The organism is Bradyrhizobium sp. KB893862 SZCCT0404 (assembly GCF_018130885.1).
GTDB lineage: Bacteria > Pseudomonadota > Alphaproteobacteria > Rhizobiales > Xanthobacteraceae > Bradyrhizobium > Bradyrhizobium stylosanthis.
Genome location: NZ_JAFCLT010000006.1, coordinates 180,025 through 205,156, shown reverse-complemented (window position 1 = coordinate 205,156; position 25,132 = coordinate 180,025). Strand labels below are relative to the sequence as shown.

The 25,132-nt window shown below is 60.1% G+C and carries 16 protein-coding genes; 9 read left to right on the top strand and 7 right to left on the bottom strand.

All coding sequences use genetic code 11. From position 1 onward, the window contains the following. The first annotated feature begins 72 nt into the window (after positions 1-72). Both JQ617_RS24240 and JQ617_RS24235 read left to right on the top strand, forming a co-directional pair. Entirely contained in the window at positions 73-1,665 is a 1,593-nt protein-coding gene (locus JQ617_RS24240) for an ATP-dependent nuclease (protein ID WP_212028479.1), read from the top strand. After that, positions 1,652-2,740, top strand: coding sequence for a UvrD-helicase domain-containing protein (locus tag JQ617_RS24235; RefSeq protein ID WP_212028478.1), 1,089 nt, complete (start codon positions 1,652-1,654; stop codon positions 2,738-2,740). The genes JQ617_RS24240 and JQ617_RS24235 overlap by 14 nt, the downstream gene beginning before the upstream one ends. Before the next feature lie 121 nt (positions 2,741-2,861). Here JQ617_RS24235 and JQ617_RS24230 read toward each other — a convergent pair whose 3' ends face one another. From JQ617_RS24230 to JQ617_RS24220, 3 genes are all read right to left on the bottom strand, one after another. Then, on the bottom strand, positions 2,862-4,295 hold the full coding sequence (locus tag JQ617_RS24230; RefSeq protein ID WP_212028477.1) for a hypothetical protein: 1,434 nt from the start codon (positions 4,293-4,295) through the stop codon (positions 2,862-2,864). Beyond that, complete coding sequence (locus JQ617_RS24225; protein ID WP_212028476.1) at positions 4,292-8,989, bottom strand: AAA domain-containing protein; 4,698 nt, start codon at positions 8,987-8,989, stop codon at positions 4,292-4,294. The genes JQ617_RS24230 and JQ617_RS24225 overlap by 4 nt, the downstream gene beginning before the upstream one ends. 183 nt (positions 8,990-9,172) lie before the next feature. Then, positions 9,173-9,433 (bottom strand): pyocin activator PrtN family protein, encoded by a 261-nt coding sequence (locus JQ617_RS24220; protein WP_212028475.1) that lies wholly within the window; start codon positions 9,431-9,433, stop codon positions 9,173-9,175. Positions 9,434-9,702: 269 nt separating this feature from the next. Between JQ617_RS24220 and JQ617_RS40030 the strand changes: the two genes are divergently transcribed. Both JQ617_RS40030 and JQ617_RS24210 read left to right on the top strand, forming a co-directional pair. After that, complete coding sequence (locus JQ617_RS40030; RefSeq protein WP_249157445.1) at positions 9,703-10,146, top strand: DUF2384 domain-containing protein; 444 nt, start codon at positions 9,703-9,705, stop codon at positions 10,144-10,146. Further along, positions 10,147-10,839 carry an RES family NAD+ phosphorylase gene (locus JQ617_RS24210; protein ID WP_212028474.1) on the top strand — a complete coding sequence of 231 codons (693 nt, stop codon included), beginning with the start codon at positions 10,147-10,149 and terminating at the stop codon, positions 10,837-10,839. Between the two features lie 55 nt (positions 10,840-10,894). Here JQ617_RS24210 and JQ617_RS24205 read toward each other — a convergent pair whose 3' ends face one another. The 3 genes from JQ617_RS24205 to JQ617_RS24195 form a co-directional block, all read right to left on the bottom strand. Continuing rightward, positions 10,895-11,557 (bottom strand): SOS response-associated peptidase, encoded by a 663-nt coding sequence (locus tag JQ617_RS24205; protein WP_212028473.1) that lies wholly within the window; start codon positions 11,555-11,557, stop codon positions 10,895-10,897. A gap of 56 nt (positions 11,558-11,613) precedes the next feature. Further along, positions 11,614-12,507: a 3'-5' exonuclease gene (locus JQ617_RS24200; RefSeq protein WP_212028472.1), complete on the bottom strand. Its 894-nt coding sequence runs from the start codon at positions 12,505-12,507 to the stop codon at positions 11,614-11,616. 97 nt (positions 12,508-12,604) lie between these two features. Continuing rightward, positions 12,605-13,180, bottom strand: coding sequence for a hypothetical protein (locus tag JQ617_RS24195; RefSeq protein WP_249157443.1), 576 nt, complete (start codon positions 13,178-13,180; stop codon positions 12,605-12,607). Positions 13,181-13,500: 320 nt separating this feature from the next. Between JQ617_RS24195 and JQ617_RS24190 the strand changes: the two genes are divergently transcribed. Further along, positions 13,501-13,749 carry a hypothetical protein gene (locus tag JQ617_RS24190; protein ID WP_212028471.1) on the top strand — a complete coding sequence of 83 codons (249 nt, stop codon included), beginning with the start codon at positions 13,501-13,503 and terminating at the stop codon, positions 13,747-13,749. Positions 13,750-13,785: 36 nt separating this feature from the next. Here JQ617_RS24190 and JQ617_RS24185 read toward each other — a convergent pair whose 3' ends face one another. Further along, on the bottom strand, positions 13,786-15,498 hold the full coding sequence (locus tag JQ617_RS24185) for a helix-turn-helix domain-containing protein (protein WP_212028470.1): 1,713 nt from the start codon (positions 15,496-15,498) through the stop codon (positions 13,786-13,788). Positions 15,499-16,104: 606 nt separating this feature from the next. Between JQ617_RS24185 and JQ617_RS24180 the strand changes: the two genes are divergently transcribed. The 4 genes from JQ617_RS24180 (at position 16,105) to JQ617_RS24165 (ending at position 24,848) form a co-directional block, all read left to right on the top strand. Then, positions 16,105-17,058, top strand: coding sequence for an ArdC family protein (locus JQ617_RS24180; RefSeq protein ID WP_212028469.1), 954 nt, complete (start codon positions 16,105-16,107; stop codon positions 17,056-17,058). Positions 17,059-17,165: 107 nt separating this feature from the next. Beyond that, positions 17,166-19,280: a ParB/RepB/Spo0J family partition protein gene (locus JQ617_RS24175; protein WP_212028468.1), complete on the top strand. Its 2,115-nt coding sequence runs from the start codon at positions 17,166-17,168 to the stop codon at positions 19,278-19,280. 184 nt (positions 19,281-19,464) lie between these two features. Beyond that, positions 19,465-23,787 carry a bifunctional class I SAM-dependent methyltransferase/DEAD/DEAH box helicase gene (locus JQ617_RS24170; RefSeq protein ID WP_212028467.1) on the top strand — a complete coding sequence of 1,441 codons (4,323 nt, stop codon included), beginning with the start codon at positions 19,465-19,467 and terminating at the stop codon, positions 23,785-23,787. Then, entirely contained in the window at positions 23,787-24,848 is a 1,062-nt protein-coding gene (locus tag JQ617_RS24165; protein WP_212028466.1) for a DUF7146 domain-containing protein, read from the top strand. Before JQ617_RS24170 ends, JQ617_RS24165 begins: the two co-directional genes overlap by 1 nt. Positions 24,849-25,132 lie beyond the last annotated feature (284 nt).

The window sequence follows — 25,132 nt, the reverse complement described above, 5'->3', positions numbered from 1 at the left end:
CGTTAGCTGGGATGAAGCTTGAAACCTATCATTACGAACGCCACTGTGGGTTGCACCAGGGAGGGACGATTCGTGTCGATCGACCGGGTTATCGTTCGAAACTACCGGGCTTTGCGCAATGTGGATGTCACGTTCGGGCCCGGCACCAACATCATCGTCGGCAACAACGAGACCGGAAAGTCGACATTGTTGGAGGCAATCAACTTGGCCCTCAAGTGCCAGTTGGGCCGCCGGCCAGCCGCCTACGAGTTGCATCCATTTCTTTTTAATGTCGAAGCCGTGGCCGAGTTCGTTGCGAGCCACCGGGCCAAGAAACCCCAACCCCCACCGGAGATCCTGGTCGAACTCTATTTGAAGGAGCACGACGGTCTTGTCGACTTACAAGGCTCAATCAACAGCCTGATGGTGGACCAACCAGGAATAAGCCTCGCCATCCGGCTCGACGAGAATTTCAAGGAAGAGTATCGCGAATACATCGCCGATCCCGATGCTATCAACGGCGTCCCGGTCGAATACTACGAAATCGTCTGGCAGAGTTTTGCCGGCCATCCGCTCCAGGCGCGCGCGATCCCACTCAAGTCAGTGTTAATCGATCCCAGCTCCATTTCGAACACGAATGCCGCCAATCGGTACATCCTTGAAATCGTCAGGGACTATCTCGATAAAGCGCAGGCCGTCGATCTTGCGTTATCCTACCGCAAGATGCGTGACGATTTCGTCAGCGACGAGCGAATTACTGCCATCAATAACGATCTGGCGTCCAAGACCGGAATCGTCTCCGACAAGACGCTTTCTGTTGCGATGGATATGACATCAAGGGCGGGCTGGGAATCCGGTGTTCTTCCTCACCTCGATAGCATCCCACTGACGCTGGTGGGGAAGGGGGAGCAGAACGCCGTCAAGGTGAAGCTGGCAATGGAGGCATCCGAAAAGTGCGACATCTTTCTGATGGAAGAGCCGGAGAACCACCTAACCCACACAAATCTCAACCGCCTCATCAATAAGATCATCGAGAAGTCGAGTGGGCGGCAAATTATCATCACCACCCACTCCAGCTTTGTGCTTAACAAGCTCGGCATCGATAACACATTGATGTTCAACGGGAAGAATTCCTTCCGCTTGAACGACCTGCCGAAGACCACGGAAGCATATTTCCGGAAACTGCCCGGATATGACACGCTGCGCATGATCCTGGCGGACAAGACGCTGCTCGTCGAGGGCCCCTCCGATGAACTCATTGTCCAAAAGGCATTTCTTCAGACCCACGGACGGCTACCGATCGAAGCCGGCGTTGAGGTAATCTCGGTCAATTCGCTAGCATTCAAGCGGTTTCTGGACATTGCCAAGCTGCTGAAGCTCGAGGTCCGCGTCATCGGCGACAATGACGGAAAATCCGAGAAGAAGCTGGCGTCTTATGCCTCGTATGCGAACGAGAGAACCATCCGGATCCATATCGGTCAGGACGACTCCCTGAAAACGTTGGAGCCGCAACTCGCCAGGGCGAACGGTTTGGAGAAGCTCAACCGCATCCTCGGACAAGAATTCGAGAATGAAAGTGAGTTGATCGACTACATGACGGCGCACAAGGCCGATACCGCCCTGAAGCTCTTCGACAGCACGGAAGCGATCGACATTCCCGGATACATCATAGATGCCATCGCCTAATCGCGTCGTGCTGGCTTGCGCGGGATCAGGGAAAACCACGAGCATTGCTCGCGATGCCTGCGGCGACGCTGGGCGGCGCTCGGCGTTGATCACCTACACAATCAACGGAGCCGGAGAACTAACTAAGGCGGCATACGCGGCCCATGCCGGGTCGGTTCCGTCACACATCACCATTAGCACTTGGTACGCCTTCCTGTTGCGGCACTTCGTGCGGCCGTACCAAAATCACCTCTACGCGCCTCGCATAGCAAGGATTAACTTTATTCGAGGCCAGTCCGCGCGATTTATCAAAGCTAGCGATATCCGCCGGCATTATTTTTCCCGCGAGGGCGTTATCTATCTCGACAAGGTCTCGAAGTTTGCCTGCGAGGCGATCAAGCGCACAAAGGGGCTTCCGATCAGACGCTTCGAACGGATCTTTGATCGTCTCTACATTGATGAAAGCCAGGACTTACAGGGCTTTGACCTTGATCTGGTCGAGCTCCTCCTTCAATGCGGCACGGAAATCGTGCTTGTCGGAGACCACCGGCAAGCGACCTATTCAACCAATGACTCGCGTAAAAACAAGAAATTCGCTCGGGCAAACATCGTCGACAAATTCACCGAATGGGCAAAGCGCGGGCTTTGCAAGATCGAGTATCAGACGGAGAGCCGGCGCTGCGTTCAAGCGATTTGCGACCTCGCCGATCAGTTCTATCCGTCATTCCCAAAGACCACTTCGCGCAACCACGACGTTACTGGTCACGACGGCGTATTCGCAGTCGAGCAAAGCCACGTCGACACATATTTCGCCCGCTTTGCGCCGCAGACGCTGCGATACAACCGAACCCACACTGGAATTCCTGGGATGCCGATCAATTTTGGCAATGCCAAGGGGATGACGTTCTACCGGACGCTCATCTTCCCGCACGGGCCGCTGAGCAAATTCCTGAAGAGCGGAGATATCGTCGACGCTGGGGCGGAGATACCGAAGCTTTACGTTGCCATTACACGCGCCCGCCAAAGCGTTGCGTTCGTAGTCCCCGACGGTTTCCCGGTGAAGGCAATTCCACTTTATCGCCCTAACACGGCCTGACCAACTGAGGGCGATTGACGGCTCAGATCATTTTTTAGCCAACTGGAAGAGAAGACCAGGATATCCGACTGTTCACTCCTTCATGATTTGAACAGAAGGGAAGGCGGTCGTCTTGAGCCAATCATTCGTCTTGGTCGTCGTCTTCAGGCTCCAGTTCGGTTGGCTCTTCATCATCTCGTCTCTCAGTTCGCCACAGTTCGCTCAGCCTTGAGTGCAACGCGGACAGCTTGCTAACTATCCGATCGCGCTCTTGCTGCCTTGTCGATGCAAAACCGACGGGTATTTGAACGGTTGATGATAAGTCGACGTTGACTAACAGCAGGGTAGCGACGTCTGGGACATGGATAGCCTCGACGGCGGGACTGAGGAAGCCGGGTGGCGCTAGATAACCGGTGTCGAAGAGGCCTTCGAACCGTCGTGGAGATTCTCGACCTCGCGACCCGTCGGGTGAAACGAGGGTGGAGCGGATGGAAGTTCGACCGAATTTGCGTCGGATGGCCGCCCTAATCGACCTGATGGCATCGCGAAGTTCAGGTGAGCATCCCCAAGCCGTTCCTCCAGGACGATACCATACGATCTCCTTCGTCGGCGCGACCTCGACAGAAGTCGCGGGCTTCGGAAGATTGTCAATTAGCGCGGTCAAGACGTCTATATTGCGCCGCAGATACGAAGCCCCCAAGATAGGACGACGATCGTTGGCTTCAATATCTGGATTCAGGGAGATCCAGCGGGGCAGATCGAAGGTAGCTGTTCCTCCATACGCGTCAGTCACACTTGGATCGCCGGAGAGCGAAGCGAATTCGGCGAGGGCAGCGCGCGACGTATCTGCGTAGATGAGCCCACGGTACGTGTCGAGAACGGCATCCGCCAGCTTTCGTAGCCTCGGCATGTCGTCCGCATGGATAGCGAGCAAGTTCGGCTCCAGCCGCGGATCGGGATCAAACACGAGGTTCTGATCGACAGGAAATACCAATGATCCGAACCGTTCAGCCATCGCTTCCGGAACGGAATAGAGTGCGAAACGATCGGGATTAGGAATCCGTCGGACCCTCCGAAGATAGTCCGCAAAATTGTCCTCGAACGCTGTCCTCGCGTAGGACACGGGAAGGTCCCTGGCGAGGCTCGCGGGATGTACGTCGATCAAATTCCGGGCTGATCGAGTGCCGGGCGGAGCCATGTTCTTGCTCACCAGGTCGAACCATACCCTGATAGGCCAACTCTCCACTTCGACAATATGGGGAACGCCGTCGCTGGCTCCTCGAAAATGCTCGTGGGCGGAGGCGTGCAACCGCACACTATCACCGTGGACCACCACCAGCCCGCTGCCGATGAGGTCCGAAATCACCTTCTCCATCTCAGAAGGCGTAAAACCGAAAAATGAAGCGATCCTCCGAACCGGCAGCTCCTCGCACACCTTCAATGCGCGGAGCACAAACTCGTCGACCACCGGAAGCCGCTTGTCGCGTGTCACATTCGCCCGGATCAAGAACCGCCTGCACGGTATGTTAAATCCAAAGGTCCGGATCGTGGTCGGTCCGCTCAGTGAGATTGTCATGCCAGCGTTCCTGCCTTGACTAACGCCATGCTCGGACCCGCAGCGACGATCTCGTCGAAGACCATACGCATCGGAAATCGTTTGCTAACACGACCCCACATGCCTCTGTCACCAACAATGAAGAGGCGTTCTTTAGCACGCGAGAGCGCGACGTTGCAGCGGTTAGGGATCCTGACATGCCCTTGGTCGCGATTGTCGTTGCTCCGCACAAGAGAGACGATGACGATCGTGTTCTCCTTGCCTTGATAGGAGTCGACTGTATCGATGCGGACCATGTTCCGGAACTTCGCTCCCCAAGGCCGGCGACTGAAAGCTTCCTCAATCTGTGATTTTTGAGCGCTATACATGCAAATGATCCCGATGGGCGTCTCTCGATTTCCGCGGGACATCGCGTCAACGAGTTGCCTCTCCTCCGCGATACGCTCGAGGAGCCTCATCACGGCATCGGTTTCCGCCCTATTGCTGTACGTCGTTTCATCCCAAGCGGCCGCCGTCTCCTTGCGCCATCGCTCTTCGGATGTGTCGATCCAGGTAATAGCTGTTGAAAGTGGCGCTCGTAGCTCCGCCGCGAATGCAAGATCAGCTTTTCGATCGGGAGACGTAACCAGCTTGGTGCCGTGCGGTTCGTAGAAGATCTTTGAGATCAGGTCGCAAATGACTGGTGTCATGCGATACTGTTCGGTCAGCGTCCGGCCATTTTTTAGGCCGTAACTGGATAGATAAGCCCGCTCGAAGTCGCTGCGCTCGAATTCCAAACGCGGCGTCTCTGGCATTTCGGAGCGTAAGCCGTTGAGCACAACCCGCTCCGTCATCGGGAGTAATTGGCGGTGGTCTCCGACCAGAAGAACGCGTCGGCCCAGTTGAATCGGGACTGCGAGCTCGCCTGGCGTGCAGCGGGCCGCCTCGTCCACGATAACCCAGTCGAACGTGTTCTTCTCGACTTTAATCTTGGTCTGCCCGACACCAACGCATGTGGCCGTGACGATCGTCCGTGTCTTTGCCAAGAACTCCTCGAAGTTGCGATATGGCGTTGCCAGCGACGTGGACCATTCGCGCGACAACGCAATGATTTGGCGGGCCATGCTCACGTCCGAAGGCGAAATGTCTGGGTGGCGGGAAAGAAGCGTCTCGTAAGCTGCATCGACTTCGGCCGTGAGACGCGTCACATCGGCCGGGCGGCCTAGCACGCGCTCGGCAGCAGCCACGAACGCAGAAGCTGCCGCTTTAAGCGTAATATCGCGGCGTCCTCGCTCCGTGCGGGACGACCGCGATGGGCCGCTCTCGGCTTGGGCAAGTAGCTCTAGTCGCCTCGCCCTCTCGCCAACTGTTCTGTCGATTTCGATAGCGTCCGCCACGAGCGCGCGCTTGAGGCCGACTCCACTCGCAAGCCCAGCGACGCGATGAGTGAACGCCCCCTCGAAACGAGATTGGAAACGCTGCTGCAACGACGCCGTGTGGTATGGTCGTATTTTTTCCGTGATCCCTTTCGAGCCGATTCGCAAAAGGCTAGGTCGGTTGCTTCCGAGCTCTTTGTGCAGGTCAAGCATCGCTTCAATCGCGTTGTTGACAGCTTCATGTGACTGGCTGGCGATAAGGATGCGCCTCGCGCCCTTTACGGTTGTCAGCCAGTGGACAATGGAAGCGATGAAATGAGTCTTACCCGTCCCCGGTGGTCCCTGCAGCAAACCCACAGGGCCGTAACGGACAACATGTCGGAACGCGGTCCTTTGCCCCTTGTTGAGCCGATATCTGTCAAGCGCCGCGTCGGGCACTTCCTCACCGTAATCGATAGCGTCCATCGAGAGGTGGGGTTGGAAGTAATCGACGAGGCCGTCGATCGCAGCCTCGTCCTCAAGTATTCGCTCAACAGCCTTGGTGCGTCGATCGAACGACGTGCGGGATCTGCGATCGACCAGGTTAACGCGCTCTCCAGGGACGAGCCTGCGATCGGAGAAATTGACGGTAAGTCGTTGACCGTCTGTTTGCTCGAGATCAAGCTCACCCAGTTTCTTCCGATTGGGTAGCTTCACGTCGACGGTGGAGCCAGCGTCGAAATCGAAGTCCCGATTGATCCTCTCATAGGTATAGATCGCGGTCGGCCCCCTTTGGGGACCAATCTCTCTAATAATTTCGACTTCGGGCAGCAGGGCGGCTTCAAGGTCGAGAAGCTTGCGCCAGTATCTGGGAACATCAAGTTGCCGTCCCGCGGGCGCCCCGACGGCCTCCGTTTCGGGCAGGGGCGGCTCGACAAGCGGCGTAATTTTCGTCAGTAACTCGTCTAGTCCTGCCTCCTCGCCGTCGAACAGCTCGATGCCAAGCTCGATCGGAACGCCATGCTGCGACGCGTGGGCGAGGCTGGGAAAAGACGCCACCTCAAAGCGGACATCGACGAGTTTCCTGTCGCGCAGAACGAGCGTGAGTTCGCGCTCGGTTCCAGCAACGCTGTATTCTACTACAGAAGGCTCCGTTCTCTCTGCGCGGATATAGTAGCGACCACCGTCCGATACGAACGGTCCCCTGGCTCCGCTGAACGCGATGCGGAACGTGGGCGCCTTCGTTTCATCAAGTTTTTTGAGTGCTTCGCGTAGAACAATAGCGACCGGTTCGAGAGTCTCGATCCGCGGCCGACCGAGTTCGCGATCGAGCTCAGCCAAAGCTTGTTCTGCTCGGCTGTCGTTCGTCGCGACGAGCATTTCGCGAATGATCTTTGTCGTCGCAAAACGGTCGAGCTGTTCAGTGGTGAGGCTCTCCCACGCTTCCGGACACAATGCGGGGGTACGGACGCGCCCATCACCGACTTCAGAAATGTCGAATAGGTCCAGCAGGCGAAGGTCGTTATCCTCCTGACGAACCAGAATGTTCTTTGGCGCGACGTCTCCGTGGGAGTGTCCCATGTCGTGGATTGCGGTGACGCACTGCAAAAGCTGCGTTGAAACTTTGAGCGCGGCCTCGAAATCGCGATGCTCGGATTCATCTAGCGGCAGTCCCGGTTCGAAGCGGTACGCGACAAACGGCCCCGTCGGAGATAGGCCGGCCCGCAGATACCGCGGCAGGCCTGGTAGTGGTGTGCTGATCAGCCTTCCTGCTCCGTCGAACAGACGAGTCATCGCGATGTCGCCTGCGGTGGTCATGCCGCGTCGCAAGCTAGGCCAGGTTTTGACAACAATCTCGCTACCGTCGTCTTTTTTGCTTACGTAGACGTTTGTTCCTTTCAGTGTGCGGCTCACGGGCCAGATCACATAGGGAATGTCGGGCGTCTCGTACTGATCGAGAAGGACTTGATTGACGTCACTGGCAGACGATCGCTCCACGAGTCCCGCGAAATCATCCGCCATGGCTCGCGCGTTTGGATGCCGCGTCTTTGCGTCGGTAGCGGTCGCGCGCGTCAACCACGCAGCGACGTCCGGCACCGTCGACGGAAGGCGGGCTAGGGCGGAACTGATATCGGACGGCAGCGCTTCACCTGTCAGTATCTGAAACGCAAGCCGACCGAGCGCGTAGACGTCGCGTTGCTTTCCGCTCCCCGACAGCTGCCTGTCTCCGTCCTCTGGGAGCGGTTCCGTGTGACCACGGAGGATAGCTGACCAGTCACCGAGAGACTCCTCGTCCGGCAGCTCGCAGGTCATCAAGCCGCCGAGTGCAAGCCGCGTCGGAGATACAGCCCAGATCGATCGAGGGCCGAGATCGCGGTGAGCGATGTCAAGCGTATGCAGCTCAGCGAGGATCTCAAGAAGCGCGCCGACCATCGTTAGACGGTCTTCAATTCCGAGGTCCTCGCCTGATTTGTTCAAGTAACGATCAAGGGTTGTTTGCCCGGAAATGAGCCGCCGCAGCTCAAAGTGCTGCGTCAATATCTCATCCTTGTCCTCGCCGATCGGCGTTAGGATGGCACTCCGCTCAACAAGCGGGCTGCCGAGCTCGTACAGCCGACCAATTGCTCGCCGCTCCCGGTTCGCGATCAGTTGTCGTCGATCGGGGCTGTTCAACCCAGGCGGAAGCTTGTCGAACGACCAGATGCGAAGCAACGCCTTGTAGCGCTGGTCGCTCATCTGTTCTGCCCGGTGCTCGCGCCAAATTCGGTCGGGGTGAACGACAAAGTCCTCTTCGACGACGCGATGGCCGTCCCATTCGGCTTCGAGCGGGCCAAACATCATTGCGTTTTGAGTGATCCGCTCGAAATCTGGTTCGAATGCGAACGTTTTCTTCTGCCGCAAAGTAGTCGCCATCAGCAACCTCTTGCCAGTTGGCGTCGCGATGGATTCAGCCTCTTGGAGTGTCAGCACGTAGTCTCGGTCGGGCTGCGTCAGTCCGGCTTTGCCTGCGTTGCCGGTCACCACGACACGGAAGTCGACATAATGATTGAAGCCAGGAATGCCGCTCTGAAGGAAGCTCTTGAGCTTCCGGGCTTTCATGCTCAATCCCTGAACTGGTGAACGAAAACGTCTTCCGTTATGGTTCCAGAGGTCGCCGGTTTGGGTGAGCCTGCCGTTGAAATCTTTGAGTTCGAGGATGAGGACACGATCGTCCATCACCACCATCGCATCCATTTCGATCGGCGGCTCGCCGCGCGGAAAGCATTGCAACGATGCGTACAGGAGCCATTGCGGGGGGTAGGCCCGCTCAAGCGCGGTAATGCCTGGAATCTCTCGGCGGTGAATTCCGGCGCTGCTTAGATATCTGACCCGACAAACCATCCCCAACCTATCCGAGAATCGGCACCGTCTTGCATCTTTGCATATGTCTTTAGGTGCCGGGAATTAGTCGAAGGTGAGGGGGGCAATCCACCGAGGTGGGCAGTTCGTCCACGCCGACGAACCCGCAGGGCCTTCGGGACGAAATGGGGCCAAGGGCAATATGTTTCGCCGAGCGCAGGTTGCCTACCTGATGAGACCGGTCATCTCTTTTCGCGCCGCTTCCGTTCGGACATCGAGGTATTTCGCAAGGTCTACAAGATGTACGCCCTTGGCGCACTTCTGGCTTGCCTCCATGCGCACAAGCGGAATTGCTATCTCGCCGGCGCTGATCTTCTGCACGAGCTTCGTCGGGTTGAGGTGCGAAAAATAATCCCGACAGACCTCATCGATCGGAATGATCGCCTTTCCTCCGTATTGGGCCATCAAAAGGAAAGCGGTGTTCATTTGCGATCTTTCCCCACGAGGTAAGGGAAGCGGTTGCGGGACAACTGGTTCGCTCCTCCGGCGTCCCCTCGGCTTAAATACCAAACTCGGAAACCTTGCTGCTTGCGAGATCAATTCCAGCTGGGGCGGGTTTTGGCCTCGCTGGCGCATAAAAAGGACGGTCTTCGGGCTGAGATTGGAAATTGTACCATGATTTCAACTCGTTATATGACCACTTGAAGAACTGCCAATTGGCAGTATATTAGCTGCCAGTTGGCGGAGGTGCGTCGATGAACCAAGCAGCTGTCAGACCAGCAATAGACCCGGGAATGGGGCCGTCGGCACCAAACCTCTCTGATGCTTCTACGCGTGAACGACTGACGCCGTCCGCGGTCGACGGCATGGTTCGGCTTGCCGAGATCTGGCGTCTGACCGGGTCCGAAGTTTGTGCGCTGCTCGGTGACGTGTCCGAACGAACATGGTTTCGAATGAAGAAGGGTGAGTGGTCTGGCACGCTATCTCAGGACACGCTGACCAGGATCAGCGCACTGATCGGGATCTTCAAGGGGCTTCGCTTATTGTTTTCCGAGCCGCTATCGGACGAGTGGGTGCGGCTACTCAACAAGGGACCGCTCTATGGCGGCCGACGTCCACTCGATACGATGATAGAAGGTGGCATCCCGAAGATGCTGGAAGTGCGCCGGCATATCGACGCGCTGCGCGGTGGTTTGTGAATGTCCTTGCCACCAACGTTCAGCCTCAGCCAGCGCGATACGGTCCGGCTGATCTCAACCGGTCGTCTCAAAGACCCAGTGTTGCTTCCACTTGCCGCCAATCATGGCGCGCTGGAAGATCTAGCCGCGCTTGAGAGCGCTACAAACGGCCGGCTGGTCGCGCAAGAGAGCGGGCTTCCGCAGCTCGATCCTCGCGAGCTCGTATTCGGACGGGCGGGCTTCACATTCATCAACGCTGCGTTTGCGCATACGCGGCCGGGCGGCAATCGCTTCAATGACGACGATCGTGGTGCCTGGTATTGCGCCTTCGATCCGGAAGCCGCGGTTGGTGAGGTTTCCTACCACCTGACACGCGAGCTTGAAGCCGTCGGGCGCTTCGAAAATATCACCGACTACGCTGAACTCATTGCTGACTTCTTTGGCCCGTTTCACGATTTACGTGAAGTCCAGGTTGATGACCCAGTCCTGCATAGAGACCCCGCAATTGCCTATCCGGCAGGCCAGAGTCTGGCCCGGCAATTGCGGGTAGATCACGCGAGCAACGGAATTATCTATCCCTCAATACGGCACGCTGGAGGCACCTGTCTCGTCTGCTTTCGTCCCGACCTAGTCCAGAATCTGCGACAAGGTGGCATTTGGCGTCTTGAATGGCAGGGGACGCCAAAACCGACTGTGACGCGCCTAGGTCAATAGGCTAACCTGCACCGAACGCGCTAACGACAAGTGCGAAGCCCTCATCATGGATACTTCAAGCGGCGGCCTTATCTTCCTTGTCGGCGCCTCGGGCAACGATCTTGACAGTTGCGTCGGGGAGCGGTCGCTGCAATTCCTTTGCTTCATCCCAAGGCGCGCGCATCCAGACGTCGCGCTCCTCCTCGGTGGTCAAGATCACTGGCATGGCCTTCGGGTGGATCGGCTCGACGATTGCATTCGCCTCGGTTGTCAGGAATCCGTAGACGAGGTGGGGGCCTGGAATTGGCTTTGATTTGGTGCCGCGGTCGCCTTTGAACTCCGTCCAGATGCCGGCGAACGCAAACGGTGGGCGGTCTTCGTTCAGGGCGAACCACACGACGTCCTTCTTCTTGGTCTCGGGATTGGGCTCGGGCGCGTATTCGGCGAAGCTATTCGCCGGGACTAGGCAGCGATTCTCGGGCTTCAACCAGGCGCGCCAGTGCGGCGACGCTGTATTGCGAATGTTGGTCACCGGGAAATTTCCGGCTCGCGGCGGTGGCGGCATGCCCCAGCGCATTATGGCTAGCTCGCGACCCGTGTCTGCGTTTCGGACGACGGGAGCTGGATAGTCTGGAAAGACGCCGGGCATCGGCGGCAGGTTGCCTACATAGCGATTGATCACGCGAAACAGTGCGATGATGGCCGCTTGGTTGGTCGTGATCGAATAGAGATTGCACATTATGCGCAGCCTACAGTCTCATTGTGTTCCGGGTCGAGAACGCGACGCCGTCCCTTTCAAACCCTCACGGAAAACCGGTCGAAAGCGGTCAGGCTCTGCATGCGCGGCTCCAGTTCTCGTTGATAGATCGTCATCTTCAGGAATTCGATTTCCGCGTCTCGATTGGTTTCGTCGGTGTCAATGTACCAGGATTTCGGCCGTCCATCCGTGCCGTCGCTCCAGCGATATCCACGCCGCTTGAGCTCATCTTTCAACTCGAACGGCGAGTGTTCGGCCCAGATCCTTATGGTCTTGCGCCGCGCGCGTTCCAGCAGAACGGACAGGACGGTCCGATTGAGGTGGGGAAGCTGCAGGGCAAGGATCTCGAGGAGCGCGAGGCAGTCATCGACGGCGCGATGCGCCTCATGAAAGAGGCCGGCCTTCATCAGCAGATACGGCAATCGTGATCCTTCGAAGCCATGATTGCGCCATTCAATCTCACTGACCGAACAGGCCCACGCTTGATGTTCAAATGAGGGGCAGTAGCGCTCCATGAACTTGCGATCGAAGGCAGCATTGTGAGCAATGACAACAACGGCATCTGCCGCGAAAGCGGCGACGCGATCAGGGTCAAGGCTGTGGCCCTCGACCATCTCGTCGGTAATCCCGGTGAGTGCCGTAACCTCCGCGGGGATGGGCACCGACGGCTGATTGAAGCAACTGAAGGTATCGATGACCCGGGTGATCCGGCCGTCCGGCAAGTAGGCGAACTTGACCATTCCGAGCTCAATAATCTGATCGCGGGCTGGATCCAGGCCGGTGGTCTCGACATCCAGTAGAAGAGCAGTCTTGGCTGCTTCACCGTTGCCTGCGGCGAATTCTGGCCGAGGGACGAGCCGGCGCAGGACGCGATACTCCGGCGACTGCTCCAGCGCGGCGGCCATTTCGGCCAGGGTCGGGTGGTCGGTCATTTTATGATCAACGGATGAGTCGTGTCCGTGGAGGGCTGACCGCAGTCTATCGAACGGGATGGGGCGGGGCGAGCTAGCCCGCGGAACCGGTAACAACTTAGCGCGCATATTTTGGATCAAAGGGCGACCCGCCAGGTTCTTTGAGCTTTGGCAGATCCTTCGGGCGTTCGGGATAGATGAATTCGTCGCCGACCAGCCAACGGCCTTCAAACCGTGCCCAGAACAGGATCGCGTCGAGCTGCCACTTAAACTCGTGCACACACCAGAGGCCGCCTCTCTGAATCTTCTCGCCCGTCGGGTCGAATGGGATGTTGTTCAGCTTGCAAACTGCTTCGATGGTCGGCCAGTGGGCGCGGATGTAACTGTCTTCCAAGGCGACATGGTACGGGCGGCTTTTCCTCCAGCGGGGGTGTCCGCCTTCGCGCGAATAGAAGCCGTGACGTGACATCAGGAACTCAGGCAGTCGCGCGATGCCTTTCGCGATCCGCCTCGCTTCGTCCGAACTCAGGTATCGGTGACCGAACGACCATCGCTGCAGGTCGTCGCGGAAATAAACGACGGCGAGCACAACGCCGTTGGCATCCGTCACACGGTAGCAGTCTTCGCCCAACTCGATGGGCCAGGGCGGGGGAAAGCGGCGTTTGGTTTCGCTCGGTTTCATGAGGGCAAACAACCATCTCCTTCGCGCCGTGGAGTGCCCACGGCACGCTATGAACCTGCGCGATTGACATGAGAACAAAATAAGAACATCATGGAGCCCGGTCAACACGGGAACCTAGGCGATGTCTGCTGATCCACTGGCGGCACCCGCCGCAATCGACCCGCTGGACGCAGCCGCCGATCAAGTCGTTGCTCTTTGTGACGGCGATTTGCGTGCGGCCCTGCGGACGCTGATTGTTGCCAACGGCATGCTGGAAACCGAGCTTCGCGAGGCACGCGCTTCAAGTTCGAAAGGGTACGCGCGCGGCCGGTCCGGGAGTCGGGAGTAAACCGATGGCTGACGTGACCTACTACGTGGCGCTGCCGTTTGTGATGAGCGACGACGGTCCGGCGCCTCGCGAGGCGGTGGAATGCACGAGTGCGAACGCGGCAATCATGCGCGCCGAGAGCCTGTCGCGAAAGGAGGGCCACATTGGCGCCGTTGCATTCAGCCGCACCGGTGACCCTGCGCTCGGTGAGTTTGCTGATGCCGTTCTGCTTCGTGCCTTCGGCAACGTCCCTACGGATTTGAGCGGACTTTAGATCGCCGAAGGACTGTACCCAGTCGCGATCCGACCGCTAGTCAGCGTCACGTTTCGCGGGGGCCTCTTCGCGGCATCTCGCCAGTTGCTCTTGAATTTCGCTCCACTGATGCGGATGTTCATGCGGAGATATTCTTGCGGCCGCCCCCTGCAAGACCTTCGACGCTCGTTGAATGTATTTGCTGGCATCCGTTACCGTCATGTAACTCGACATTTTCAAGAGGGCCTCGCCCAACGTCCGGCAGGATGCGACCCAGTATTGAAGACTGTCGTCAGGATTTCTGACTTCGAACGATCGTTCGGCGTGATGGATCGCATTTTCGATATCGGCTACAGACTTGGCCTCCTCGGTTCGGACACCTGAAAGCGCGAGATAAGCGCAGCCAAGATTGTGCTGCACTATGCCCCACGCTCTTGGATCTCTTGTTTTGGAAAAGCAGCGCAGCGCCGACAACTGCAGGCTCAAAGCGAATTGTAGATTAACTTCGTAGTCTGCATCGGATTTCGCCAATCGGCGGTCGGAGTATACATTCGCCAAATCAAGTCCGGCCGTCGCGAACGCGTTGGGCAGGAACTCTTCCGAACAGCAGGCGCGTACGTCCTCGTAGTGGTCCTTTGCGCTGGTCAAGTGCGACATCGCGTTTTCTGGAAGATCAAACTGAGATAATCGCCAGCTCACTCCGCCGAGGGCGTTCTTCGTTTGGCACCATTTTTCTTTGTGTGCATCTTGCTTCCAGATGCCTAGGTTCCGCTGGAGGGCTTCTTGCGCCTCAAAAAGTGCTGCGGGACTCTTGTAGCGGTATCCATAGTAGCGGAGCAAGTTGGCGCATTCGTGCCGATTGTCGGCTTCCATTTCAGGGAGCACGCCCGAAAAATAATGCGATGATCGTTCGAAATGGCCTGCCGCCACAGCGACGTCGCCGCCGACAAGCGCGGCATTGCCTCGTTCGATCCGGAGCTCCGCCTGCTTCTTCAAAGCCACGATGGTGCTCGACTGAAGCTGAACCTCCTCGGCTTCCTTTAGCAGGCCATCTGCCAGATCGAAGTCGCCTTCTCCGAGCGCCGCATTGGCGGCCCTTATAAGCTCAGATATCCGGCCTTCGGTCTCGGCCAATTTCTCCAGCCGGGCCTGCATCTCCCGAAATTCCTCGGCCTTCGCCATAAGGAACGCTTCCAGTTCCTCCTCCGTGGCATCGGGCATATCACGGCCGAAATGCAACGCGAGTTTCTCCAGCAAGCGCGAGGGAAGATCTGATGCTCGAGCGGAGTGGCAACCCGCGCGCTCTTCACGCGAGATGTTCAGCGCGACGCAGAGTGCATCAACCGTTTTTGCCTGCGGGTTCGCGATCTTGCCAGTTTCGATGTCTGAAATGCGCGCTTTGGTTAGGCCAGATTTTTGGGCAAGATCATCCTGTGACATCCCCTCGATTCCGCGCTTCTCGCGAACGAGCCTCCCGAATGCCACTCCGAAGCGATCCATTCCGGCAACTTTCGATAACTTTCGGTAACGTTTCGAGAACGCGCATCGGGCGGGAATGCAGCATATTTTGAGCGTGCACAGCAGACCATAGTGATCCGGCCGGGTCCAATCAAAAGGACCCAAAACATGAAGACAACGCTCGAACAATTGTTGAATCTGGCTGCCGCGGCCGTGGCCCTCGCGGTAGCAGCCGGGTGCGACCCAGCGGGGGCTATGCTGTTGCAGGCCGCAATCAGTGTGGGTTTGGCTGTGGCTGCCGATATTGCGCATTGAGCGTAGGACCGGAGGGCGGGCGTCATGTCCGGTTCAAGTGACTTATCATCCTGCCGCGCCGGGTCGTACATCTGTGACTCAAGCTCCCAAACAAAGACCGCGCGTTCGGCGCTGCCGAACCGGGCTCTCGTGAACCGAGCCGCTTTGCGTCTCGGCCATCCGGCTTCGATCCCTCGCGCAACACTCCGGCGCTCCTCACCGGGGGCACTCGGGAAAGGGGCTCGCCTTCGGCGATCGCTATCACTGCCCCTGTCCCGGGTGCCGCTGTTAACCGGTCTCGTCGCTGCACTCGGACCCGCGTGCCCCTTCGGGTCGCTATGCTCACGCTCTCCGGGTGCCATTTCAGTGGGGCGATGCGCCATTGGCGCACGCCTGATCAAGGCCTGCGGCCCTAGGCAGTCAAAGCCACTTCCCATGAAGAAATGAGACGTAGAGTGGGTCGCTCCGCAGATGGTCGCATTTTCTCGCTTGCGCGCGAGCGGCGGGGTGTCACGCGTCGTCGCTTCCGCGCAACAGGCTGAGAGTAAGAGGGCTGAATGGGGATTGCCGTGACGGGTCACAGGCTGCGAGAGAGGCTCGCGGCGCCCGTCGCGGAGACGCGCGATGTCCAAACACTATCCTCGGGCACGCACCGGTGAGGACCGGGCAAACCTTTACGACGACATCACCAACAAGATCATCGGTGAACTTGAGGCCGGCCGAGTGCCATGGGTGCAGCCTTGGGGCGCCACCGCGAAGGCGTCTTTGGCCATGCCGAAAAGCGCCGCGACCGGCCGTCAATACAGCGGCATCAACGTTCTGATCCTCTGGGGGGCTGCGACCGAACGCGCATTCACAGGTCAGAGCTGGCTTACCTTCCGCCAGGCTCTGTCGCTCGGTGGTCACGTCCGCAAGGGTGAGCGCGGGACGACCGTGGTCTATGCCGATCGGTTCGTGCCGGTCGACGAAAAGCGCCGCGCGAGCGAAACGGGCGACGAAGCGCAGGCGATCCCGTTCCTCAAGCGCTTCACCGTCTTTAATACTGATCAATGCGACGACCTGCCTTCGGAGATCGCGACGACGGCGCCGCCTCCGCCGCCAGGCCTGATCGAGCCGCGGGTCGAAAAGCTTATCAAGGCGACCGGCATCAACTTCCGGATCGGCGGCAACCGCGCATTCTATGCGCCGGCAGAAGATTATGTGCAGGTGCCTCCGCCGCAAGCCTATTTTGAACCGATCAACTGGCATCAAACCGCCTTGCATGAGCTGGCGCATGCCAGCGGCCATCAGTCACGTCTCAACCGCGACTTGTCAGGCGGTCACGGTACCAAGAAGTATGCTTTTGAAGAGTTGATCGCGGAGATATCGGCTGCGTTCAGTTGCGCGTCGCTCGGTATCGTACCGACGGTGCGACATGCCGACTATATCGGCTCCTGGCTCGAGGTGCTGCGCGAGGACAATCGCGCGCTCGTGCGAGCCGCCTCACAAGCCAGCAAGGTTGCGGATTATCTGCTTGGCTTTCTGCCGGAGCCCGTTGATGACGTGACGACCGAGAGAGCGGAGCAGGAGGCCGCGTGAAGGTCGCGCCAGTCGCCTCGAACAAGAGAGTTAGAGGGAGGTGCGGTTCTCGCGACGGGTTGGAAGCCGAGAGAGAGGCTCCCGGCCGCCCGTCGTGGAGATCAGACATGACGAAGGCTGTCCAAAAGATCACCCTGTCGCCCTCGCGGGACATTCCGTTCAACAAGCTGGTGCTCAGCCAGTCGAACGTGCGGCGGGTGAAGGCAGGCGTTTCGATCGAGCAACTCGCCGAAAGTATCGTGCAGCGTACGCTTCTGCAAAGTCTCAATGTGCGGGCGGTTGTGGACGCGGAAGGCAATGAAACCGGCATGTTCGAAGTGCCGGCGGGCGGCCGGCGGTATCGCGCACTGGAACTTCTCGTCAAGCAAAAGCGCATGGCGAAGACGCAAGCCGTTCCTTGTGTCGTGCGCGAGGGCGGCATCCCAGAAGACGATTCGCTTGCGGAGAACGACGAGCGGGTAGGCCTTCATCCGCTTGATCAGTTCCGGGCTTTCCAGACCTTGAGTGGCTCAGGCATGTCCGAGGAGGAGATCGCGGCTCGACACTTCGTGGCACCGGCCATCGTGAAGCAACGCCTCCGGCTGGCGTCCGTGTCGCCAAAGCTGCACGACGTCTATGCCGAAGACGGCATGACGCTCGAGCAGCTCATGGCATTCTCGGTCACAGCGGATCGGACGCGGCAGGAACAGGTCTGGGAGAATGTCAGCCGCTCGGGCCACGATGAGCCCTATCAAATCCGGCGGATGCTGACCGAGAATACCGTGCGGGCATCCGATCGCCGCGTGCAGTTCATTGGGCTCGATGTTTACCAGCGGGCAGGTGGCGGCGTTTTGCGCGACCTGTTTGAGCACGATGACGGCGGCTGGCTTCAAGACGTGGCTTTGCTCGACCGCCTCGTGACGGAAAAACTCAAGGCCGAAGCCGAGACGATCTCGTCCGAGGGATGGAAATGGATCTCACTGGCCGTCGACTTCTCATATGGCCACACCAACGGCTTGCGCAAACACGACGGCAAGCCGGCCGACCTCACAGCCGACGAGCAAGCTACCGTCGACGCTCTCAACGCCGAGCAGGCCAAGCTTGAATCCGACTACCAGGATGCGGATGAACTCCCTGAAGAGGTGGACCAGCGTCTCGGCGAGATCGAGGCGGCGCTGCTGGCACTCGAAGACCGGCCGAAAACTTACGATCCGGCCGAAATCGCCCGGGCTGGCGTCTTCGTCAGCATCGATTCCGAAGGACGGCTTTGCGTCGATCGGGGCTATGTCCGATCCGAGGATGAGGCGCCTGCGGCCGATTTCGAGGTCGAGCGAGGCTCCGATGCGCCGTCGACTGAAGGGCAGGAGGTTGGTGCTTCCGCAACGCGCACGGCGATCTCGGTCGCTGGAGCATCGACTGAACCGGAGGAGGATGAAGACCCGGCGAGGCCATTGCCGGATCGGCTCGTCATTGAACTGACGGCGCACCGCACACTGGCATTACGCGATGCGCTGGCCGAAAATCCTGCGATCGCGTTCCAGGCGGTGCTGCACAACTTCGTGCTGACGGCCTTTTACAGGTTCTCGTCATCGGGGAGCTGCCTTGAGATCGGACTGCGCACGCCAACCTTTCCCGCTCAAGCTCCGGGGCTGAGGGAAAGCGTCTCGGCCAAGGCTGTCGAGGTGCGGCATGAGGCCTGGAAGGCACGGTTGCCGAAGAGCGAGATCGATCTCTGGGATGCGCTGACGGCTCTCGATAGTGGTGCGCAGGCATCGCTGTTCGCCCACTGTGCGTCCTTTGCGGTCAACGCCGTCTATGAGCCAGCCAATCGTTACAATCAGGGTCGTGTCTCAGCCCACGGCGTCCGCACACGTCTTGACCAAGCCAACGTGCTGGCGCGCGCTGCCGGACTCGACATGGTGCAGGCTGGCTGGAGACCGACCGTTGACAACTATCTCGGCCGAGTCACCAAGCCCCGCATCTTGGAGGCTGTGCGGGAAGCCAAGGGCGAGTCGTCGGCGCAACTGATCGACCACCTGAAGAAGGTCGAAATGGCCAAGGAGGCCGAGCGTCTCCTGGATGGCTCGGGCTGGTTGCCTGAGCCGCTGCGTCTCATCGATTCCAATCCGTCTTCCGCGGAGCCGCAAGGTGAAGCGGGCCCACTGCCAGAATTCCTTGCCGACGAGGAGGGTCCGGAGAACGGCAGCGACGAGGATCCGCAACAGCTCGATGCGGCTGAGTAGCATCGCCGACCGGGTTGCTCCAGCCGTCCGGCACTTGCTTGGGGACCGGTGTGCAGCGCCGGTCCCCACTTTTTATTGGGAGACGGCTGAGAGGGAGAGTGGGGCCGGGAAGGGTTTGAATCGCCGCGGTCTTGAGGAGAGCGCCGGGCGGTTCGACCCGTTCCTGCTCTCCGAAAGAAATGCCATGACCGAATCTCTTGCCGGCGGCGTTGCCGCCGCGCCGCTCTCGATGCGTGCCGCCGCAGGTGTCACCTCCACCGTCGTTAGGGCTGCGCAACAACTCTTGACCGATCTCGAACGTGGCCGTCGCATCGATGCGGCAGTCCTGCGTGGCGCCATGGAGGCAGCCTTTGGTGCCTCCGATGCGGCCGGTGCCTGGAATTGGAAGACCGCCTATGACACCTGCGAGGCGGCCACCGTTTTATTCCTTCGCGAGTTCGGTCCGGCCATCCGGACCAAGGCTGGCTCAACGGCCGCGATGCTGCCGATGCTCGCGAGAGTCGCCAGTCTCCTGCCGACCCACACCCGGCGTTCCGAAGACAGCCAGGCGCTTCAACAATTCTCGACGCCGATCCCGCTGGGGCTGGCCGCATGTACCGCGGCCGCGATTACACCCGCCGACCGCGTTTTGGAGCCTTCCGCCGGGACAGGCTTGCTCGCCATCTTCGCCGAACTCGCTGGTGGCAGCCTGATATTGAACGAGTTGGCCGAACCCCGTGCGGAGTTGCTTGACCATCTGTTCGCCGGCGTTGAGGTCAGCCGGTTCGACGCCGTCCAGATCGATGATCACCTCGAAGCGGGTTTCGTACCTAGCGTCGTCTTGATGAACCCGCCGTTCTCGGCGCTGGCGAATGTTGATCGACGAATGGCGGACGCGGCGCTTCGGCACATCGCATCTGCCTTGGCGCGTCTCTGCGACGGTGGGCGTCTGGTCGCCATCACCGGCGCAAGCTTCGCGCCGGACAATCCGGCATGGCGAGGTGCCTTCGTTCGCCTTCAGGAACGCGGGCGCGTTGTTTTCTCTGCCGCGCTCGACGGTGCCGTTTACGCGAAACACGGAACACAAACCGACACAAGGCTGCTTGTGATCGACAAGCAGCCGGCGGCGGAGCCGAACGTCCTGCCGGCCTCGCTCGGCATGGCGGGCGATGTCGCTACCTTGCTCGGCTGGGTCAGCCAGCATGTGCCTCCGAGGTTGCCTGTTGCCGCTCCCGTCGTGATCGACGTCGCTAGGCGCCCTGCGATGTCACGATCCTTTGGCGCCTCTGCACCATGCCCGACCTCTGCTTCGGGCGAGGCCGCGCCAGAAGGTGTCGAACTTTCATACGAGACGGTCGAGTGGTCGCCGCCGGAAGGCGTCCGGCTCACCGATGCGCTCTATGAGGAATATGGATTGCAGTCGATCCGTATTGCCGGCGCGTACGCGCATCCGACCAAGCTCGTGCAGTCGGCTGCAATGGCATCCGTAGCGCCGCCAAGGCCTTCCTATCGGCCCCACCTGCCGGCCAATCTCGTAGCGGATGGGATCCTGTCGGACGCCCAGCTTGAGAGCGTCATCTACGCTGGCGAAGCGAACTCCGAGTTTCTCGCGGGCTCTTGGACGGTTGATGCGACCTTTGACGCCGTGGCGGCCGCGCGCGACGATGCGGAAAATGCTGTCCGCTTTCGCCGCGGCTGGTTTTTGGGCGATGGCACCGGCGCGGGCAAGGGGCGGCAGGTCGCCGGGATCCTGATCGACAACTGGCTCAAGGGCCGCCGGCGGGCAGTCTGGATCAGTAAATCCGACAAGCTGATCGAGGACGCGCAGCGCGATTGGTCGTCGCTGGGCATGGAGCGGCTACTTGTGACGCCGCTTTCTCGTTTCCGGCAGGGCACGCCGATCAGGTTGGCGGAAGGCATCCTATTTACCACCTACGCTACGCTGCGTACCGATGAGCGCGGCGAGAAGCTTTCGCGTGTGCGCCAGATCGTCGAATGGTTGGGCTCCGATTTCGACGGAGTGATCGTCTTCGACGAAAGCCACGCCATGCAGAACGCGGTCGGAGGCAAAGGCGAGCGCGGCGACCAGGCGGCCTCTCAGCAGGGGCGCGCGGGCTTGAGGCTCCAGCACGCCTTGCCGAATGCGCGTGTGGTCTATGTGTCGGCAACCGGCGCCACGACAGTGCACAATCTCGCCTACGCCCAACGCCTCGGCCTGTGGGGCGGCGCCGACTTCCCGTTCGTCACCCCGGCCGAGTTCGTCGAGGCGATCGAGGAGGGCGGGGTAGCGGCGATGGAGGTGCTGGCGCGCGACCTCAAGGCGCTCGGTCTCTACGCCGCGCGCTCGCTCTCCTACGAAGGCGTCGCGTACGAGCTCGTCGAGCGCCAGCTTACGCCGGAGCAGGTTCGCATCTACGACGCCTATGCCGATGCGTTCAGCATCATCCACAACAACCTCGACGCCGCAATGCGGGCCGCCAACATCACCGGCGAGACCGGCACGCTGAACGGGCAGGCCAGATCCGCGGCACGATCCGCCTTCGAAAGCGCGAAACAGCGCTTCTTCGGGCACTTGCTGACCTCGATGAAGACGCCGTCGCTGATCCGCTCGATCGAGCGCGATCTCGACGCTGGCCACGCTGCCGTTATCCAGATCGTTTCGACCGGCGAGGCACTGATGGAGCGCCGGCTCGCCGAGATCCCGACCGAGGAGTGGGGCGACGTCCGGGTCGACATCACACCGCGCGAGTATGTGCTCGATTATCTCGCCCATTCGTTCCCGGTTCAGCTCTACGAGCCCTTCACCGACCAGGAGGGCAACCTCTGCTCCCGGCCTGTCTATCGTGACGGACAGCCGGTCGAAAGCCGGGAGGCGGTCGCCCGTCGCGACCGCTTGATCGAGAAGCTCGCGTCGCTCCCTCCGGTACCTGGCGCGCTGGACCAGGTCATTCAGCGCTTCGGTACCGACATGGTCGCGGAAGTGACCGGCCGCTCGCGCCGCATCGTTCGCAAGGGCGACCGGCTGGTGGTCGAAAACAGGGCCGGTTCGGCCAATCTCGCGGAGACCTCGGCCTTCATGGACGACGTCAAACGCATCCTCGTGTTCTCCGACGCAGGCGGCACGGGAAGGAGCTATCATGCCGAACTGTCGGCTCGGAATCGTCGCTTGCGGGTCCATTATCTGCTCGAGCCCGGCTGGAAGGCGGACGCCGCGATCCAGGGTCTTGGCCGCACGAACCGGACCAACCAGGCTCAGCCGCCGCTGTTTCGTCCCATCGCGACCGACGTGAAGGCCGAAAAGCGTTTCTTGAGCACGATCGCCCGCCGGCTCGATACGTTGGGAGCCATCACGCGCGGTCAGCGCCAGACCGGAGGGCAGGGCCTGTTCCGGCCCGAGGACAATCTCGAAAGCCAGTACGGCCGTGATGCGTTGCGTCAACTCTACACGCTGCTGGCGCGCGGCAAGGTCGACGGCTGCTCGCTCGCGAGATTCGAGGATTCGACCGGCCTGAAGCTGACCGATGCCAACGGGCTCAGGGACGAATTGCCGCCGATCACGACCTTCCTGAACAGGTTATTGGCGCTCACCATCGAGCTACAGAACATCCTGTTCACGGCGTTCGAGCAGCTATTGACCGCTCGGATCGAAGGCGCCGTCGCATCGGGCACCTATGACGTCGGACTGGAAACGCTCCGTGCCGAGAGCTTTGTCGTCACCGACCGGCGGACGGTTTATGCGCATCCGGGCACTGGCGCCGAGACCCGGCTTCTCACGATTACCCAACGCCTGCGCAACCGTCCTGTGGGTTTGGACGACGCTCTCTCTCGTCTTTCCGATCGTCATGCCGTCCTGTTGATCAATGGGCGCTCGGGACGAGCCGCCGTGCAGGTGTCAGCCCCGAGTCTCATGCTCGACGACGGCGAGATCGAGCGGCGCGTCCGCCTGATCCGGCCAATGGAGCAGCACAGCGTCTCCCTCAACATGATGGCGGAAAGCCATTGGGTCGAAGTGGACCGTGAACGCTTTGCCGCAGCTTGGCTGGCGGAGTTAGCCGAGGTGCCCGAGTTCACGGAAAGCACGATCCACGTCGTTGCGGGCCTGCTGCTGCCAATCTGGAAGCGGCTGCCGAACGAATCCACCCGCGTCTATCGGCTCCAGACTGACACAAGCGAGCGGATCATCGGTCGCAAGGTCTCGGCTACCTGGGTCGCAAATGTCCTTGCGGCGGACGCGCCGGTGTTGACCCCAGATGCCGCCTATGTCGCGCTGGTGGAGGGACGGACAGTCCTCGACCTTGCCGAGGGTCTCCAGCTTCGCCGTGTTCGGGTGATGGGCGCATACCGCATCGAACTGTCTGGGTTCAACGACATGATGCGCGATCGACTACGGGCTTACGGTCTCTTTGGAGAGATTATCTCCTGGAAGCTGCGCATGTTCGTGCCGACGGACGGAAACGGCGTCGAGATCCTGTCGAAGGTGCTCGAGTGCTATCCGGTCGCGCGCATCAGTGAGCGGGAGGCCGCGTGATGTCTCGCGATGCCTCCGAGCTGGCCCGCGGCCTCGCGCGCGAGGCCGAGGCGGTGTGCCGATACTATCTTTCCAATGGTAAGCGGGCGGGTCGATATTGGGTGGTCGGCGACGTCCACAATACCCCGGGCCGCTCGATGTTTGTGCGGCTCCAAGAATCACCGAAAGGGCCTGCCGGCAAGTGGACGGACGCTGCGACCGGCGAGCACGGCGATCTCCTCGACATCATCCGCGAAAGCCTAGGCTTGCGAGAATTCCGCCAAGTTGCCGAGGAGGCGAGACGCTTTCTCAAGCTACCTCGCACCGAGTCGGATTCCGCGTCGAAACCCGAACGATTAGCGGTACCAACCGGATCGCAACAAGCTGCCCAACGACTCTTTGCTGTATCTGGTCCGATCGAGGGGACCATCGTTGAAGCGTATCTGCAGCGTAGGGGAATCGCCCGCATCCATCATGGTGGTAGCCTACGCTTCCATCCACGCTGCTACTATCGGCCGGGCGATAATCTGCCGACTGAATCTTGGCCGGCGATGATAGCCCCAGTCACCGACCTCGATGGACGGATCACCGGCGTACACCGCACCTGGCTCGATCCGGACGGCTTTGATCGCGTACGGCTCGGCAAGGCTCCAATCGACACACCACGACGCGCCATGGGCGAACTGCTCGGCAACGCCGTTCGGTTCGGCGTGGTCGACGACGTGCTCGCTGCCGGCGAGGGGATCGAAACCATGCTTTCGCTGCGCTGCGTGCTGCCGACCATGCCAATGGCCGCGGCGCTTTCAGCCAACCACCTCTCGGCCATGTTGCTCTCATCTGGCCTGCGCCGCCTCTACATCGCCCGCGATGCCGATGCAGCCGGGGATGCGGTTCAGGCCGTTCTGACTCAGCGTGCAACAGACGCCGGCATTGAGGCTATCGCGCTGTCGCCTCGGCTGGGCGACTTTAACGAGGATCTGCACATATTCGGTTTCGATGCCCTCCGAGCAGCGTTGCGGTTTCAACTCGTGCCAGAGGACGTCGTTCGCTTCCTGCATTCGTCGATGGCGGTCGCGGAATAGCTCCCGGTGTTCGATCGACGTTGATAGGTCGGTCTTAGGCGAGGCCAATGCCGGAAGAGGACGCGACCACGGCCTTCTAGAGGGCGATCGGACGGCAAGCGGCCCGGGCCGGCAATGGCTGCGTCCGGCTATTTTCCGCCGCGCGCCAGCGATGGGAAGACACATCATACCTTCTGGCGAGCGCGCTTTGCATCGCGAAGCAAAATAGCCGTCCTTCGCCATCCTCCGCTGCCGCTTCGGCCCTTTCGGGTTCTGGCCCGTTCCGCCCGCCGTCTGAGTGATCG

Excerpts from the sequence above, each read along its gene's own strand:
- JQ617_RS24200 (WP_212028472.1), bottom strand. The coding sequence starts at position 12,507 with ATGACCGACCACCCGACCCTGGCCGAAATGGCCGCCGCGCTGGAGCAG.
- JQ617_RS24180 (WP_212028469.1), top strand. The coding sequence starts at position 16,105 with ATGTCCAAACACTATCCTCGGGCACGCACCGGTGAGGACCGGGCAAAC.
- JQ617_RS24190 (WP_212028471.1), top strand. The coding sequence starts at position 13,501 with ATGGCTGACGTGACCTACTACGTGGCGCTGCCGTTTGTGATGAGCGAC.
- JQ617_RS24220 (WP_212028475.1), bottom strand. The coding sequence starts at position 9,433 with ATGAACACCGCTTTCCTTTTGATGGCCCAATACGGAGGAAAGGCGATC.
- JQ617_RS24230 (WP_212028477.1), bottom strand. The coding sequence starts at position 4,295 with ATGACAATCTCACTGAGCGGACCGACCACGATCCGGACCTTTGGATTT.
- JQ617_RS24210 (WP_212028474.1), top strand. The coding sequence starts at position 10,147 with ATGTCCTTGCCACCAACGTTCAGCCTCAGCCAGCGCGATACGGTCCGG.
- JQ617_RS24185 (WP_212028470.1), bottom strand. The coding sequence starts at position 15,498 with ATGCGCAATATCGGCAGCCACAGCCAAACCCACACTGATTGCGGCCTG.
- JQ617_RS40030 (WP_249157445.1), top strand. The coding sequence starts at position 9,703 with ATGAACCAAGCAGCTGTCAGACCAGCAATAGACCCGGGAATGGGGCCG.
- JQ617_RS24175 (WP_212028468.1), top strand. The coding sequence starts at position 17,166 with ATGACGAAGGCTGTCCAAAAGATCACCCTGTCGCCCTCGCGGGACATT.
- JQ617_RS24165 (WP_212028466.1), top strand. The coding sequence starts at position 23,787 with ATGTCTCGCGATGCCTCCGAGCTGGCCCGCGGCCTCGCGCGCGAGGCC.
- JQ617_RS24225 (WP_212028476.1), bottom strand. The coding sequence starts at position 8,989 with ATGGTTTGTCGGGTCAGATATCTAAGCAGCGCCGGAATTCACCGCCGA.
- JQ617_RS24170 (WP_212028467.1), top strand. The coding sequence starts at position 19,465 with ATGACCGAATCTCTTGCCGGCGGCGTTGCCGCCGCGCCGCTCTCGATG.
- JQ617_RS24235 (WP_212028478.1), top strand. The coding sequence starts at position 1,652 with ATGCCATCGCCTAATCGCGTCGTGCTGGCTTGCGCGGGATCAGGGAAA.
- JQ617_RS24205 (WP_212028473.1), bottom strand. The coding sequence starts at position 11,557 with ATGTGCAATCTCTATTCGATCACGACCAACCAAGCGGCCATCATCGCA.